This window comes from Deinococcus sp. NW-56 (genome assembly GCF_002953415.1).
Taxonomy (GTDB): domain Bacteria; phylum Deinococcota; class Deinococci; order Deinococcales; family Deinococcaceae; genus Deinococcus.
Map to the genome: position 1 here is coordinate 333,688 of NZ_CP026518.1, position 15,397 is coordinate 349,084.

Here is a 15,397-nt window from a genome sequence, read left to right on the forward strand (position 1 = left end):
GTGTATGGATGCCGCTCAGTATAAGGGAGGCCTGTCTCAAATGAGGATTTTCTCACACTCGCGTCGTGCTGGTGGACGAGACGCCCGTGGTGGTCGACCTCTACAGGTAGAAGACGCTGTACTGGGTGATACGGCCGGCGGCCACCGACACATGAGGGGAGCACCATAAGCGGCGGCCGGTGCCCATGACGGGGGCGCCGACCCCGACGCAGGCTGTGCCCACCTCGGCAGCCGGACGCACGCCTGCCGAGGTGGGTCGGGGCTGAACGCAGATACAGGTCGCATCGGGAGGGCAACGTCTCTAGGCTGAGGGCCGTCTGCGCGTGCACATGGTTCCACCGGGTGGAGAGCCACCCGTCCGGGCACCTGTGGTCCACCCGGTACCGCAAGAAGGCGTGCAAGGCGCGGAGCATCCGCTCAGGCTCGCCCACCGTCCGGTATAGCAGTGGCCAGACTCCGGTTGCCCACCGCCTGCCCCTGCCACACCACGGGATGCACGGTGGCGTCGCCACTCCGCCTGCGAGTCGTCATGGGCGTGGATAGGCCAGAGGAGCCGCAAGTCGGCCGCTCCCCGGGCCTGTCCTCCTCGGGCATTCGCTTCAGCGTGACTGGTTGATCAGGATGATCTCGTCCGTGGCCGCGTCCATCGCGCAGCCGTACTTCTCTGCGCCCCCATCCACCTGAACGCCCGCCGCATATGCCCCGTCCAACTCGGTCGAGCGCGCGGACGTCACTTCCCCGTCCGTGTGCTGCCGAACCAGGTTCATGCACGCCGTCTCGAAGGTGGAGCGTGACGTGTACCCGGAGGACGCTCCGGCAGCGTCCTCGGCATCCAACTCGGCATCGATCCGTTCTCGCTCGGCTTCGGCGCGCCGCTCCTCGGCCGCACGTTCCAGGGCGGCCGCGGCGTCCTCGCGCTGCTGCTGGGCGACCCGTGCACGTTCTTCGGCCCGCAACTGCTGGCGCGTGCTGTTGAATCCCCAGAGGCTCCCGACCAGCAAGATGGCCCCCACCCCGAGCAGGAGGGGCCGCCTGCCCATTCCCTGGGGCGTAAAGGCGCTCCCCAACGCCACGGCAGCGAGCAGCAGCAGCAGGAAGCCGACCCAGTACGTCAGGACCAGGCTCAGGACGAACAGGCCCAATACCACGAGCCCCACCGTCTTCCACATGTTGCGGGGAGGCTTGGAGCTGTTCGGCGTGGCGGGGCTGGACATCCATCCCTTGTAGCCGCGTCCCTCTGAACGAATCGTCACGGGGACCTCGGCCGCCGGTCCTCTCCTCGAGGCGAGCCGGACTGAAGGTGGCGAATGTGCGTCGAGCACGCGGGCGTTCGTCTTGTAGGGTGGGAACCGTCATGAAGCCTGTTGCCCTGCTGCTGCTGTCCCTGGGTTCCGCCGCGAGTGCCGCGCCACTGCTGGGGACCACGGGTTCGTTCTTCGAGAGCAGTTTCTGCCGTCAGTACCGGTGCAGCCTCAGTTCCCGCGAGCCGCTGGGCGCTGGCGTGGTCGATTTCCGGTACACGCTGGCCCCGGAGCACCCCACACGGCCAGGCGCAATCCCGGAAGCTGGGCCCACCCTGTCGGTGATCCGGGTGAACAACGTGGTGACGTCGGTGGGCTTCGAGTCGGGAGCCCAGGACGGCCTCCTGTACCCAGGGTCCTACCTCACGCCGCTGCTGTCCAGAGCCATGACCTTTGCAGCGGGGACGACCGTCTCGGAGGCCGCCCTGCGCCGCCTCGAGGAGCGCTGTGGTCAGGCCGACGGCGCAGAAGTCAAGGCGGCAGTGAGCCGCTTCACCCTGTCCTGCGTCAATTCCTACGGCGAGTACACCAACGCCCGCCGGGTCGCGTTCCGGCTTTACCGCTGAGACGCCGCACGCTCCCGGCCTCACAAGCGCCGCTGAGACAGGGATGGCCTCCGACCCGGAGCCCCCGCACACGAGTCACTTGGACTTGACTGCGGACCCGAACACGTCTGGTCGGGCGGTTCCCGGCGTCCCCCGCGCACCCACTCGCTGCGGCACCAGGCAGGGAGGTGATTCGGTCTTCACAGGTCACTTCTCTTTCCTTCTCAACGGCGTCCCATCCTTCCAGGGAGCGGAGCGTCGATTTGGCGTTCCTGAGGCAGGATGCCGGGACGTGAGACAGTACCCGAGCATGACGCACTCCCGAACATTCACCGTTCCGTGATGTCGTCCGGGTTGGGCCGCCCTGTCCACGGTGACCTGGTCCGCATGCACAGCCGGTCATGGTCCGCCCTACACCCCGAGGTGGTCTTCCCCACTGGTGATGCCTGAGTCTGAATCATGTCCCGTGCTGGGTTCGCCACTCACTCACGGCCCGTGATGTCGCCCCAGCCGCGGCATTGGCTCCTGGTGGGTGCAACCTGACTACCCTTCAAAACGCGGCATGAGAGTCGTCAGGGTACGCCAGGACGACGGGGACGGGTGCAGCAGCAGGTCTTGGAGATGGTCGAGGCCAAGCCGGAACACGGACACCGCACGGTGTCCGTGTTTCTTGATCTGTACGTCCTTCTTGTTTGCCAGCAGCTCCCCAGTCACGCAGGCCCAGATGAACGCCACGCTGACCACCGTCAATAGGGTGGACACCCGCTCCGCGCGGGTCAGGCCCGTGTCCTCCAAGTTGAAGCCCCTGGTTTTCAAGGCAGAGTGCAGATTCTCTGCCTGCCAGCGCCCTGCGTATCGTCGAAGATTTGGCCCCACGTGACCCCGGTACGCGAGGTAAAGCGTTTCTCCAGCCGCATTCTTCGTCGCGGCGACGCGAAGCGATACCCCGTAGATCAGGGTCTGGCGCCGCCAGACCCTGACTTCACCGACCTGGAGCTTCTTGAAGACGGCCCACACGGGCAGACGGTGTTGGCCGATGGTGGCGCGTGCCGGGAGTCGAATACAGGGCGCGATGCCATGTTGATCGAGGAAGCGGAACCAGTGCTGCCCAATAAACTCGCGGTCGGCCAGGAGGCACCGGACCGGCCGATCTGGGCAGAGGGTCAGGAAGCGCGCCACGAGTGATTCCCTGGTTCGGGAATCACTCGCCCCACCATGTGGGAGCAGCGTCCACATCAGGGGCAGACTGAACCCATTCCAGACTGCAGAGAGCAGCAGGATGTTCACGTCCTGCTGGCCGAATCTCCAGTTCGTCCGGTCTAAGATCAGGTCCAAGGGACCCTCTGGCAGGAAGGAAAGGGCGAAGCGGGGAAAGAGACCCTCCGGAAAGGAAAACTGGACGAAGCGACACAGCCGCTGGTAGCGGGCCGTGAGCGTGCCTGGCAACGTGACGTGGGTTTTGAGGCTGTACAGGACCACCGTACGAGCCTGGATGACCGCCAGGACCAAGGCCGTGAAGACGACCAGGCGGCGGGCATCAAGAGGAAAGGCAGACCGCAGGGCAGTCTGCAAGGTATCGTGGGGGGTCGGCTCCCAGGGGTTTTCATCGCAGAAACACCGTACAGGAGCCGACTTTCTGCTGCCCGTCACCCGTTTTGAAGAGTAGTCAGATGACCGTCATCAGTGCCAGAGCAGCACACGCCTCCAGGGTCATCCCGGTCTCTCGGTGCAGGATGGCCAGTGTCCAGGCCAGGAACACCAGCAGGACCCAGCGATCCAGGCCCACAGCAGTTCGCAATGCGAACTGCGCCAGACCAAACTGGTGCTTGCCCTCCTTGAAGAACGATTCCTCACTCCACCGCTTTGCCCCCTCGGCGACCACCTCGTCGCCTTCCATCAGTTCCGAAGAAACCGCGTGAAACACCCGGTCTCCACGGTCGACGCGACCCAGCACCAGCGGGTCATGCGGCCAGTTCTTCAATTCGATGTAGCCTCCATGCGGACAGTCAGCCACCGTGACCTCGCCTGGGTGCATCGTCCGCCGGGTTGACCGAACGCCCACCACAAACTCGAAGCCCAGCTGCCTGACTTCATCCAGGAAGACAGCGGATTCGAATCCGCTGTCTGCTAACACGCGAATCCGGAATCGACGACGGATCGCGTCTGGGACGGTTCGCAGAAGTTCTCGTGCCAGAGTCACTGGGGTCGCTGTCCCCTTGCCCCGGTAGACCCGGTACCCCACGGGAAACTTCACCGCTCCGTATTCGGCGAACAACACGACCAGATGGATGCCGTGAACCTCGTTGTAGACGCGAACGAAGGGCAGCGTGCTGCCCTTTTTTTCGATGCTGGTCAGGTCGACACTCAGCCGCAGGAGTGGGCGGTGTTTTCGTCGGGCCGCGACAAGCAGCGCGTCCCACTGGGCGCGCTGCAAGATGGCCCAACCCTGTGCCGTATCCCAGGGGTACTCGTTCAGGAGGCGGCTCAGCGCACTTTTGCTGACCAACTCAGCGCGGTGCAACGCCGTTTTGGTGGCAGTGTCCAGGAACATCGACAGCGCAGCCTCCAGGCTGCGCTGTTGGTAGGACGTGGTTGGAACGGCCAGGAACTCATCTGCCAGAATGCGGACGCGCTCCCCCAGAATCTGTGACGTAGACACTCCCAGATTTTCTCGGCTGGGAGCGCTTCCCCGTCGTTATGCAGGTGCAACTCCTGAGCCAAAGTCTCGGGGTCAAGCTTGGTCCAATTGTCCAAAGTCTCGGGGTCAATTGCCCAAAGTCTCGGGGTCTGGAACGGCCAATTGCCCAAAGTCTCGGGGTGGGGGTCCCCGACCCTCGTGAATGGTGCGGCACGGTCCACCGGGAAAGTGTGCAGCCCCTGGCTGACCGTGCTTCTAAAACCCCTGCTTGCTCAACGGACCTACTGATACTTGCTTAAGTTAGTAACGATGCCGAGAAGGGCGTCCCTCGGATGAAGGCGAGTGGCAAACCTTTGCGCCGAATGCGCTGCCACCCGACTGTCAATCGCTTCTTCAACGCTGTCACCGATGTTGCGCAGAAGTTCCCCACCACGTTCCGCTTGAGATCCGCCCAGATCAACTCAATCGGATTCAGTTCCGGCGCATAGGGCGGCAGGTAGACCAGAGAGAGGCGTTCGTGCAGGAGCACGAACGCCTGGACGGCCTTCGATCGATGGATCATGGCCCGGTCCAGCACCACCACGACTTCGCCGGCCACGTGACGCAAGACATGCTCGAGAAAGTCCACGACCTGCGGTGAACGCACCGCGCCGCGGTGCGTGTGGTGCAGAAACTGTCCGCCCGTGGTGATGGCACCGATCACGGACAGGTGCTCCCAGCGAAGTCTGGTCGGGATGATGGGGGTCTGTCCACACCGGCCCCAGGCACGGACCTTCGTCGTTTTCAGACTGAAGCCGCTCTCATCCAAGAACACCAGCGTGGCGCCCTCAGTGACTTTTTTTTCCCAGCGCCTCACGGTGGATGCGGACCCAGGTGGCGATGTCGTCTTCGTTGCGCTCCACGGCCCGCCCCGCGGGCCGCTGATACGAGAACCCCCAGCGTTTCAGTTTCCGGGAAAGGTGCGCGCGATCGAGCCAGATGCCGTACGTCACGCCGATGACATGCCGGATTTTCGGTGTGGTCCACCCGCTGGTGTCGAAGCCATGTGATCGGGCATCACCATCGAGGATCAGGCCGATCTCCTCCTGCTGTGCGGCGGTGAGCTTTTCGGGTCGGCCGGTGGCGCGGGAAGCGCGCAGCGCTTCCTCGCCGTTCCGTCTGAGCCGGGCTCGCCAAGCGCGGATGGTGACTTCAGCGACGCCGAACTGGTCTGCCAGATCGCGGGTTGTGCGACGAGGGTCATTCAGGGCGGGTTGAGCGGCGAGCCGTCGTTCTTCCAGTTGACTGCGGGTGAGGCGGCTGGGCCGCCAGGGAGGCACGGTCACACGGATATGCTACATATTTACGCAAAGATCAGTAGCAGATGCTCGGCGGTACGGGCGGCGTGCTGACCGGCGGCGACACGTGCTTGACAAAATTCGGCAGCAAGTCTGCTGGCGTCCCACGTCAATATTCTGGGCAGGTCGGGAAGATGACCCGCTTGCAACGCCTCGTCTCCTGACGTTGGCCCAGCACGACTTACCGGTTCCGCTCGCCCTACGGCTCTTCTTGCTGCAGGAGTGGATCAGTGTTCCCGCTGGGCTTGGGGTGGCGGAGATGCCGTTGGTACACCAGCCGCTACAGACCAAGTGCGGACTGGCCCTGAAAGAGCTGGATCGGATGCGTCACCTTTGGCATAGGTTCGGCAGCCCTCACCGAGCGAGGACCGCTGTGGTCGGTTGACATCACCCGCACGCAGACGGTCCATCCCAGGGACGTTCGCTTGATCCCCATCCCTCGGCCCTTCCGGGGCAGGAAACCGGCGCACTCGACCCCGTCCGAGGATCGACCGTCGGTAGAAGAAGTGCTGGCGGGTGCTGCATGGCCGCACCTGGTGTGGCGATATGGAACCAAAGGCCCGCTCTCCGAACGCTTGGCGGCTGAGTACGTTCGCCTGGCCGACGGGGAGGAATACGCTCGCCGTCAACATCTGCCGGGTCAAGCCGCCTGGATCATTGGGGAACAGCAACGAGGGGAGGAGCGCAAATACTCCGTCTGCACTCTGCCCCCTGACACGCCGTTGTCGCGGTGGGTGGAAGTCACCTTTCTCCGCTGGGCGTGTGAGCTGACCCACCGAGAGCTGAAGGACGAAGTTGGGCTGGACCACTTCGAGGGCCGGTCCTGGCCCGGTCTACATCACCACGCTGTGCTGTGTATGGTGGCCCTGACCTTCCTGCAATGGCTTCGCCTCACCCAGCCCGACGACCTCAGAGGCGACACCGTGCCCGCTATCCGAGCGGAGGTGGCAGGGGCAAGTCCCCTGCTCCTTCCTTGCCGCCGAGGTCACACCTGCACGGCCTGATTCAGCGGTCCCTGCAGTCCCCCAAAGGACAGCTAGGTCCGCCATGTGCGCTTTCGGCTCGTCCTGCCGGCTGGCAGCCAGACCCGTCCTCGGAGCGCCTCCTGCGCCTGTAGAGCCGCCAAGGTCCGGAGACGCTGGTCGGGGGCACTCAGGTGCAGCGCGTCTCTCAGGAGTGTCGCCAGCTCATGGCGCAGCTGCGGGTGGCGCGGCGTGGCCAGGGGAGGGAAGGCCAGGGTGGTCTCAAGAAGTGGCCGCACCACGTCAAGCATTTCCCAGAACCGCTCGCGCTTGAGCGCCGCTGGTGAAAGCTTGCCCCCGCTGGTGTTCAGCCCTGGCCGGCGGGCGAACAGGGCGCCAAGCAGTCGGCTGGCATCTTCCTGCCGGGGCACCAGATCCTCCGCGCCGTCCAGCGCGGCACGGACCTCCGCGTGTCGGCCCTGCAGGAGGCGCCTGAGCAGGAGGGCGTCCCGGAGCAGCTCACTCATGATGTAATGCTCGGCACTCTGGCCGCCTGGCCCGGCTGCCCTCAGGCGCTGCCACAGCGGGTGCGCGGTCCACTGCGTCAGCGGCAGCTCGAGTAGCGCCGCGAACTCCTGCTCGGACCCGAGGCGCGCCGCCCGGACCGTCCTGAGCACCTCCCTCCAGCCTCGCCGGGGGTATTCGTGCACCACATACGGCGCGGCCGTGAAGCGGAAGCGGTGCTCATTCAGCGCGGTCCGGTCGTCCAGCGGGCCGGTGTAAGGCTGCGCGGCGGGCCGCCAGCGCAGGGCCTGCAGCAGGGCCGGGTACTCGACGTGCAGCGCGACCTGCCGCCCGTCCGGTCCCGGGTGCGCCCGGAGGAGCCGGACCGCCTGCCGCGCGGCCGCGTCATGCACCGTCTCGGCCCGCCGGAACAGGTGCGCGTCTGCCGCTCCTTTTTCCCGGGCCTGCCAGGTACGCCGGTCCAGGACCGCGAGGTCAATCAACTGCCCTGCCGGCGTGGCGAGGATGGACCAGACCCGCCGGGCGGTCCAGAGCTCGTCGTAGACGAGCGCGCGGTTCCCCAATCGGCCAGCGGCCGGCTGGGGCGTGGCTGGTCCTTGCTGCACCAGCAGCCGGGCGGGTGACAGCCCGGCGAGGTGGGCCACGGTGTCCACCGGCAGGGCGCGCTGCAGAGGATCCCTCAGCCACTGCTGTAACGCTGGCGTCAGGCGCTCTTCACTCCAGCGGGGTGACCAGGGCCCGCAGTCCGGGCAGTCCAGAGCCGCAGGAAGGTGCAGCCGGAGGGGGGTCAGGCCGCGCGGAAGGGCCTGAACCTGGCGGCGGCGCCTGTGGCAGCGCACACCCTGAGCCTACCCTGGCCTCCCGGCGATCGGGGACGGTGGTGCAGGTGCAACGGGTGACTGCTCCCGGCCGGCATAAGCAATAGACCGGGTCAAGTTCCTTCTCCAGCGCGGCGCCTGTGACGCAGTCGCCCCGGCACGGGGGAAGACGCGTGCCAGATCGCCTGATGGAAGGCAGGCCCGAGCAGTCTCTCCCTGTGCCGGGCCAACCCTGGGTCCTGACCCGAAGGCCGCTGCGGGAGCGGCCGCACGATGCTGTGATGTGGCGACTGATGGTTGGGAAAGGGGCCCCATGGTGTCTGGCCACGGGCGGGGAGGGTCAACCCGAAGGCCGCACCTGTGACGTCCCTGTGCCCCGGCTTGGTGTCAAATGGAACCGCTGTGAACATCTCCTTGTCTTCCCTGGTCACGCCCCGTCCGTCGGTGTTCGATGTGCAACGCCGCGACACGGTGCTCGACCTCATCGATCTGACCGAAAATCGCATCGATCCGCACGACTTCTTCCGCGAGAACTACGTTACCGAGGGGATGCGCGACCTCCTGGAGCAGGGCTTCAAAAGACTGGAGGGCAAGAACGACGTCGGCGTCTTCCTGCTGAAGCAGGCGATGGGCGGCGGCAAGACGCACAACCTGCTGACCTTCGGCCTCCTGGCCCGGCATCCGGGTGTGCGTGACGAGGCCCTGACGGGGATGTACCAGCCGGACCGCAAGCTGGGCCCGGTCAAGGTCGTCGCGTTCAGCGGCCGGCAGTCCGACGCGCCCTTCGGCATCTGGGGGGCCATCGCCGAGGGGCTGGGCAAGAAAGATCACTTCAAGGACTACTACAGCCCACTGCGGGCACCGGGCCAGCAGGCCTGGGAGAGTCTGCTGGCGGGCGAGACGGCGCTGATCCTGCTCGACGAGCTGCCGCCTTACTTCGACAACGCCGAGAGCGTCGCCATCGGCAACTCGAACCTGGCGCGGGTGACGGCCACCGCGCTGGCCAACCTCTTCGTTGCGCTGGAGCGTCCCTCCAGCCGCCGGGTGTGCCTGGTACTCACTGACCTGGCAGCCACCGCCTACGCGAACAGCGGCGAGTTCATGCGCGAAGCCCTGAAAAACGTGGAACAGGAGGCCAACCGCCTCTCCATGCCGCTGGAGCCCGTGAAGCTCAACAGCGACGAGCTGTACGAGATCCTGCGCGTGCGCCTCTTCGAGGAGCTGCCGGACGAGGCCGCCCGTCTCGCTGTCGCGCAGGCCTATGCCGATGCCCTGCGTGACGCCAGGAAGATGGGCCTCACCGAGGAGCAGCCCGAGGCGTTCGCCGAGCGGGTGATGAAGAGCTACCCGTTCCATCCACTGCTGCGCGACCTCTACGGCCGCTTCCGGGAGAACCCGGGCTTTCAGCAGACGCGTGGGCTGATTCGGCTGATGCGGGCGACTGTGGCCGACCTGTGGGATCCGGCGACGCAGGGCAGCCGGGCGGCCGAGCGCACCCTGATCGGGCCGCACGACGTCAACCTCAACGACGACACCACCCGCACTGAGGTCGCGCAGATCAACAGCAACCTCCAGAACGCCATCGCGCACGACGTGGCGAGCGGGGGAACGGCTGTGGCCGAAGAACTCGACACCCGGGAGGGCCACCGCACCGCCACCGACGCGGCCAAGCTGCTCCTGATGGCGTCCCTGGCCAACGTGCAGAACCCGACCCTGGGGCTGAGCATCGCGGAGGCGACCGCGGCCCTGGCCGCACCGGGGCGGGACATCACCCGCGTCAAGGCCATCCTGGAAGACCTGGCCACCCGCGCGTGGTACATGCACGGCAACGAGGCGCGGCTGTACTTCAAGAACGTCAAGAACATCAACGCCGAGCTCGACGACCGCATGCGCACCCTCACGGAAGAGCACGCCGTGCAGGAGCTGCGCAAGCGGTTGGAGCAGATGTTCGAGGTCAAGACCGGGTACGTCTACGGACGTGTGGCCGCCCTGCCGGCCGTGGACGAACTGGACGTGCGCGAGGACCGTCCCCTCCTGGTGGTCTTCCGCCCACACGAGGCAGGCCTGCACCCGGACCTGCGGACCTTCTACGACGCCACGCCCTGGAAGAACCGGGTCGTGTTCCTCACCGGGAGCAAGTCCAACTACCAGCAGCTCGTCACGGCGGGCAAGCGCCTGCGGGCCATCGACAGCATCCTCAAGGGCCTGGAAGCGGAGCGCACGCCCGAGAACAACCCGCAGATGGTGCAGGCCCGTGACCTCGCGGAAAAGGCCCTGGCCCAGTTCCAGATGGCGGTGCGAGAAACCTTCACCACCCTGTACTACCCGCAGCGCGACGGGCTGGCCACCGCCGAGTTCCGCATGGAGTTCAGCGGCAACAAGTACGAAGGGGAGCGTCAGGTCGAGCAGACCTTGCGCGAGCGGCAGAAGTTCACTGATGAGGTCAGCGGGGACGTCTTCCGCAAGAAGGTGGAAGCCCGCCTCTTTACCCAGTCCAGCATGCCCTGGGGCGAGGTGAAGAAGCGCGCCGCCTCCAACCCGGCGTGGCAGTGGCACAAGCCCGACGCCCTGGACGCGCTGCGCGCCGACATGGTGAACCGTGACCAGTGGCGCGACGAGGGTGGCTACACCAACAAGGGACCCTTCCCGCAGCCCGACACCGATGTCACCGTCCAGCAGCTCAGCAGGAATCCAGAAACGGGCGTCGCGGAGTTGCGGGTCACGCCGGTGCATGGGACCACCGTCTACTGGGACGAGGGCGGGGAGGCGACGACCGCCAGCCGCCAGCTCGACGGCAACACCCTGAGCACCGGGGCGCTGAAAGTCAGCTTCCTGTGTGTGGACAAGACGGGGGACCACCAGCCCGGCCCGGCCCGGACCTGGACGAACAGCCTGACCCTGAAGTACCGCCCGCCCTACCAGGTGGGAGCCGAGCGCCGCCTGGAGTTGCAAGTGGCTCCCAAGGCCACCATCCGGTACACCACCGACGGCAGCAACCCGCGTGGGCACGGCGCGGTCTACGAGGGTCAGTACGTGGTGGTCCCGCCGGGCACACCCAAGGTGCTGGCGATCGCCGAGCGCGACGGGGTCTACAGCGAGACCCTCGACATCCCGGTCCGCTGGGACAAGGCCTGGACGGTGGATGCGGCCAAGCCTGCCCGCTGGACCCGTCCTGTGGACAACGGCACCACCGCGGAGAGCTACAAGTACCTCGATCGCCTCAAGACCTACGGGGCGCAGCTTGTGGGGCCACGGGTCACGGTGGTGGACGGCAGCCGCTTCGTTGAGCTGAACATGGATCAGGACCGCCGGATGGAAGCGGGTGACCTGACCCAGGCGGTGGAGTACCTGCGTGGCCTGATCGGGGGCGGCGACGTGCAGTTGTCGGGCGAGGCCACCGAGTTCGTGCGTGGTCAGGACTTGCTGGACTGGGCGCAGGACGCCAAGCAGGATGTGGCCGAGCAGGAAGTCAAGCAGTAACCTTGCCCGCCCACACTCCAAAAGCAAGGACCACCCTTGCCGAAGGGCCGGTCACGCCTCACCATGTTCAGGTGACTGCGAAGGTCCCCTCCCCCCGCAAGAAGCCTGCCGTGAAGTCCCAGGCTGGCAACTTCGGAGTGGTGGACCTGGCTGGGCCTCACTTCCGCGTGGACATCCCACGGGGCAAGGCGGCCGAGGTCGAGATCGGCGACCTGATCCCCGACGAACACGGACAGATGGTGCAGGAGCTTCGGGTCCGCCTGACTCGCCTGCGCTGGGACACGTTGGCCGAGCGTGTCGAGACCCAGCTCAACCTGCGCCTGCGGCAAGAGGGTGCCCCGCCCGGCGCGTGGCGCAGTGGGATCAACCTCGTGCGGCGTGACCTGGGCAAAGAACTCACCCTGCTGTGCTGGGCCGTCGAGGAGGCCGATCCGGGCACCATCGACCTCGCCCTGAGCAATTGGCTGGGGCTGGAGCCGGAGGAGCGCTGGTGGCTCTATACCCAGACGGCGGCGGCCACTGGGGACGCCCTGACCGGCCGTGGGCGAGGCTGGCGCAAGGCGGTGCAGTACGCCCTGACCGACAACCCGCTCGCCACCGAGCGTCCACGCCAGAGCCGCCGCACGCCCGGCTTCTTCCAGGAAGCGGCCAAGCGGGGGCCGGGCCTGTTCGATACCGGCGAGGACTGAACCGGGCCTGTTCACTGTCGGCTTTGTAGGACTCTGGTCAGACTTTTTCGCTAAACTGGGTGATCCAGGGGGCCGAGATGACCAGAACGTGGAAGTTGGAAGAAGCCAAGACGCACCTGTCCCAACTGGTGCGCGACGCCGAGCATGAGCCTCAGGTCATTACGCGGCACGGCAAGCCTGTGGCGGTAGTCAGTGCCGTGAAGGAGGGCGGCCTGCCGGAACAGCAACAGCCGGGCATAGAACAGCCAGGCAAGGTGGCGGCGCGGGGGCCGAGCGCTCTGGACGCCCTGCGCGGCGACTTTGACTTTAGCGACATGCCCGAAGAGGACTGGCTGGAGCGCGACCGGCGAACCGACCTGCGCGAGCTGGAGCTGTGACCCTGGGTACACCCATCTTGCTGGACACCAACGTCCTCAGTGAAACAGCCAAAAAGCGGCCCGACCCTACCGTCACTGCGTACCTGGCCGACCTCGACTTCACGCAGACCTTTATCGGTGCCGCTTCTGTGGCGGAGATAGAGCGGGGCATCCATCTGCTGCGCGGGCGGGAACCTGTCCGGGCACAGCGGCTGCAAACCTGGCTGGAAGCGTATGTGCTGCCCCGCTTTGGCGAGCGCGTGCTGCCCTTTGACCTGAATGTCGCCCGCGAGTGGGGCCGCTTGATGGGTACCGAAGCGGCCCGCCGGCAGCCGCCCCCCCTGCTCGACTCGCTGCTCGCTGCCACCGCCTCGGCCCACCGCCTGACTCTGGTGACCCGCAACACCGCCGACTTCCTGGCCTTTCCCGTCGCCGTCTACAACCCGTGGAACCACCCGCATCCATCCCCCACGCCGCCGGAGCACCCATGACCACCCTGCCTGATTCCACCACCTCGGCACGCCCACAAGACCTGCGGGACGCGCCTGCCCTGATCGAGAAGTACCTGCCCGTCGCCAAGCTGAGCGCCGAGAGCTACAAGGAGCGCAAGGCCGGCAGCGGCCAGACCCTCACCGGCCTGGGCAAGTGGTGGGGCCGCAAGCCGCTGATCCTGGTGCGGGCCACGCTGCTGGGGCTGCTGCTGCCGCAGACGGACGACCCGAAAAAGGACGCTGAGGTCTTCCTGAAGCTGCTGACGATGGACGACGCGGGGCTGGAGCGGCGCCGGAGCAAGCCCATCCCACCCGCGCGGGTTCTGGAGGTTCTGGAGACGCTGCCCGAGGATCAGGCCCGGCCCTACGCGATAAGACGGCCGGACGGCAGGCTGGGCTTGAAGCCGCTGGAACGGGGAACGAAGGAAGCGCTGCAAGCTCTGGCCTTCCGCCATCTGCCCTACGCCGAGAAGCTGGCCTACGCCGACCGCCCGGAGCACCTGAGTGGCCCGGACAAGAAAGCCTGGGAGGACATCAACGCGCACCTGGGCACGCACGCCGCCAACTTGTCCGAACTGGTGGAGGAACTTGGCCTGCGCCGCTTCGGGCACCGTCCGCGCGTGGGGGATGCCTTCGCGGGAGGGGGCAGCATCCCCTTCGAGGCCGCCCGGATTGGGGCCGATGCCTACGCCAGCGACCTGAACCCGGTGGCGGGCCTGCTGACCTGGGCCGCGCTGAACCTGGTGGGCGGCGGGCCGGACGTGGCCGAGCGGGTGCAGAAGGCGCAGCGGGAGGTTTTCCGGGCGGTGGACGAGCAGATCACTGTCTGGGGCATCGAGCACAACGAGCAGGGTTGGCGGGCCGACGCCTACCTGTACTGCGTGGAGGTGCGCGACCCGGAAAGCGGGTACATGGTGCCCCTCGCGCCAAGTTGGGTAATTAGCGAGAAGTACGGAGTTGTTGCTGAATTGGTGCCTGACCATGCGAGCAAGCGGTACGACATTCGGATCATCGAGAACGCGAGTTCAGTTCAACTTAAGCGGGCCAAAGAAGGTGGCACTGTTAAGCTCAGGAGTTGCACCTGCATAACGACGGGGAAGCGCTCCCAGCCGAGAAAATCTGGGAGTGTCTACGTCACAGATTCTGGGGGAGCGCGTCCGCATTCTGGCAGATGAGTTCCTGGCCGTTCCAACCACGTCCTACCAACAGCGCAGCCTGGAGGCTGCGCTGTCGATGTTCCTGGACACTGCCACCAAAACGGCGTTGCACCGCGCTGAGTTGGTCAGCAAAAGTGCGCTGAGCCGCCTCCTGAACGAGTACCCCTGGGATACGGCACAGGGTTGGGCCATCTTGCAGCGCGCCCAGTGGGACGCGCTGCTTGTCGCGGCCCGACGAAAACACCGCCCACTCCTGCGGCTGAGTGTCGACCTGACCAGCATCGAAAAAAAGGGCAGCACGCTGCCCTTCGTTCGCGTCTATAACGAGGTTCACGGCATCCATCTGGTCGTGTTGTTCGCCGAATACGGAGCGGTGAAGTTTCCCGTGGGGTACCGGGTCTACCGGGGCAAGGGGACAGCGACCCCAGTGACTCTGGCACGAGAACTTCTGCGAACCGTCCCAGACGCGATCCGTCGTCGATTCCGGATTCGCGTGTTAGCAGACAGCGGATTCGAATCCGCTGTCTTCCTGGATGAAGTCAGGCAGCTGGGCTTCGAGTTTGTGGTGGGCGTTCGGTCAACCCGGCGGACGATGCACCCAGGCGAGGTCACGGTGGCTGACTGTCCGCATGGAGGCTACATCGAATTGAAGAACTGGCCGCATGACCCGCTGGTGCTGGGTCGCGTCGACCGTGGAGACCGGGTGTTTCACGCGGTTTCTTCGGAACTGATGGAAGGCGACGAGGTGGTCGCCGAGGGGGCAAAGCGGTGGAGTGAGGAATCGTTCTTCAAGGAGGGCAAGCACCAGTTTGGTCTGGCGCAGTTCGCATTGCGAACTGCTGTGGGCCTGGATCGCTGGGTCCTGCTGGTGTTCCTGGCCTGGACACTGGCCATCCTGCACCGAGAGACCGGGATGACCCTGGAGGCGTGTGCTGCTCTGGCACTGATGACGGTCATGCCAGACGTTCATTTGAACCGCCTGCTCCTGACGTTCAGCAGAAACTCGGAATTTCTCCGCCAGCACGGCTATTCACTGCGCTATGCGAGGTGCAACTCCTGAGTTTGGGCAATTGGCCGTTCCAGACCCCGAGACTTTGG

Annotated in this window: 12 protein-coding genes and 2 pseudogenes; 9 read left to right on the forward strand and 5 right to left on the reverse strand. The window is 65.9% G+C overall.

Going from position 1 to position 15,397, the window contains the following annotated elements:
• Window positions 1-599: 599 nt before the first annotated feature.
• Window positions 600-1,214 (reverse strand): hypothetical protein, encoded by a 615-nt coding sequence (locus C3K08_RS17140; protein ID WP_158680059.1) that lies wholly within the window; start codon window positions 1,212-1,214, stop codon window positions 600-602.
• 140 nt (window positions 1,215-1,354) lie between these two features.
• Here C3K08_RS17140 and C3K08_RS17145 point away from each other — a divergent pair, with 140 nt between their 5' ends.
• The gene (locus C3K08_RS17145; RefSeq protein ID WP_104992643.1) at window positions 1,355-1,867 is read left to right on the forward strand and encodes a hypothetical protein; all 513 of its coding nucleotides are present in this window, start codon (window positions 1,355-1,357) and stop codon (window positions 1,865-1,867) included.
• Window positions 1,868-2,389: 522 nt separating this feature from the next.
• Here the strand turns inward: C3K08_RS17145 and C3K08_RS17150 are convergent.
• The 3 genes and pseudogenes from C3K08_RS17150 to C3K08_RS17160 all read right to left on the reverse strand — a co-directional run bounded on the left by C3K08_RS17150 (window position 2,390) and on the right by C3K08_RS17160 (window position 5,803).
• A pseudogene (locus C3K08_RS17150) lies at window positions 2,390-3,453 on the reverse strand (IS4 family transposase).
• Between the two features lie 77 nt (window positions 3,454-3,530).
• Window positions 3,531-4,505, reverse strand: a pseudogene (locus C3K08_RS17155) (transposase); the annotation flags it as partial.
• Between the two features lie 274 nt (window positions 4,506-4,779).
• A protein-coding gene (locus C3K08_RS17160) for an IS630 family transposase (protein WP_234009296.1) occupies window positions 4,780-5,803 on the reverse strand; the annotation gives its coding sequence in 2 pieces (ribosomal slippage) (window positions 4,780-5,346 and window positions 5,348-5,803; 1,023 coding nt in all).
• 44 nt (window positions 5,804-5,847) lie between these two features.
• On the opposite strand from C3K08_RS17160, the gene C3K08_RS18990 reads away from it, so the two are divergent.
• Together C3K08_RS18990 and C3K08_RS18155 are read left to right on the forward strand one after the other, a co-directional pair.
• Window positions 5,848-5,985, forward strand: coding sequence for a transposase (locus C3K08_RS18990; RefSeq protein WP_158680060.1), 138 nt, complete (start codon window positions 5,848-5,850; stop codon window positions 5,983-5,985).
• 261 nt (window positions 5,986-6,246) lie between these two features.
• Window positions 6,247-6,825: a hypothetical protein gene (locus C3K08_RS18155; protein ID WP_158680061.1), complete on the forward strand. Its 579-nt coding sequence runs from the start codon at window positions 6,247-6,249 to the stop codon at window positions 6,823-6,825.
• 32 nt (window positions 6,826-6,857) lie between these two features.
• Here C3K08_RS18155 and C3K08_RS17165 read toward each other — a convergent pair whose 3' ends face one another.
• Window positions 6,858-7,952, reverse strand: coding sequence for a hypothetical protein (locus C3K08_RS17165; protein WP_158680062.1), 1,095 nt, complete (start codon window positions 7,950-7,952; stop codon window positions 6,858-6,860).
• 576 nt (window positions 7,953-8,528) lie between these two features.
• On the opposite strand from C3K08_RS17165, the gene C3K08_RS17170 reads away from it, so the two are divergent.
• The 6 genes from C3K08_RS17170 (at window position 8,529) to C3K08_RS17195 (ending at window position 15,359) form a co-directional block, all read left to right on the forward strand.
• Window positions 8,529-11,606 (forward strand): DUF499 domain-containing protein, encoded by a 3,078-nt coding sequence (locus tag C3K08_RS17170; protein ID WP_234009276.1) that lies wholly within the window; start codon window positions 8,529-8,531, stop codon window positions 11,604-11,606.
• 71 nt (window positions 11,607-11,677) lie between these two features.
• Entirely contained in the window at window positions 11,678-12,295 is a 618-nt protein-coding gene (locus tag C3K08_RS17175; RefSeq protein WP_104992646.1) for a DUF3780 domain-containing protein, read from the forward strand.
• A gap of 77 nt (window positions 12,296-12,372) precedes the next feature.
• Complete coding sequence (locus C3K08_RS17180) at window positions 12,373-12,672, forward strand: type II toxin-antitoxin system Phd/YefM family antitoxin (protein WP_104992688.1); 300 nt, start codon at window positions 12,373-12,375, stop codon at window positions 12,670-12,672.
• Window positions 12,669-13,142 (forward strand): type II toxin-antitoxin system VapC family toxin, encoded by a 474-nt coding sequence (locus C3K08_RS17185; RefSeq protein WP_234009277.1) that lies wholly within the window; start codon window positions 12,669-12,671, stop codon window positions 13,140-13,142. Before C3K08_RS17180 ends, C3K08_RS17185 begins: the two co-directional genes overlap by 4 nt.
• Window positions 13,139-14,317: a DUF1156 domain-containing protein gene (locus C3K08_RS17190; protein WP_104992647.1), complete on the forward strand. Its 1,179-nt coding sequence runs from the start codon at window positions 13,139-13,141 to the stop codon at window positions 14,315-14,317. Before C3K08_RS17185 ends, C3K08_RS17190 begins: the two co-directional genes overlap by 4 nt.
• Window positions 14,268-15,359: a transposase gene (locus tag C3K08_RS17195; RefSeq protein ID WP_102128614.1), complete on the forward strand. Its 1,092-nt coding sequence runs from the start codon at window positions 14,268-14,270 to the stop codon at window positions 15,357-15,359. Before C3K08_RS17190 ends, C3K08_RS17195 begins: the two co-directional genes overlap by 50 nt.
• The last annotated feature ends 38 nt before the right edge of the window (window positions 15,360-15,397 follow it).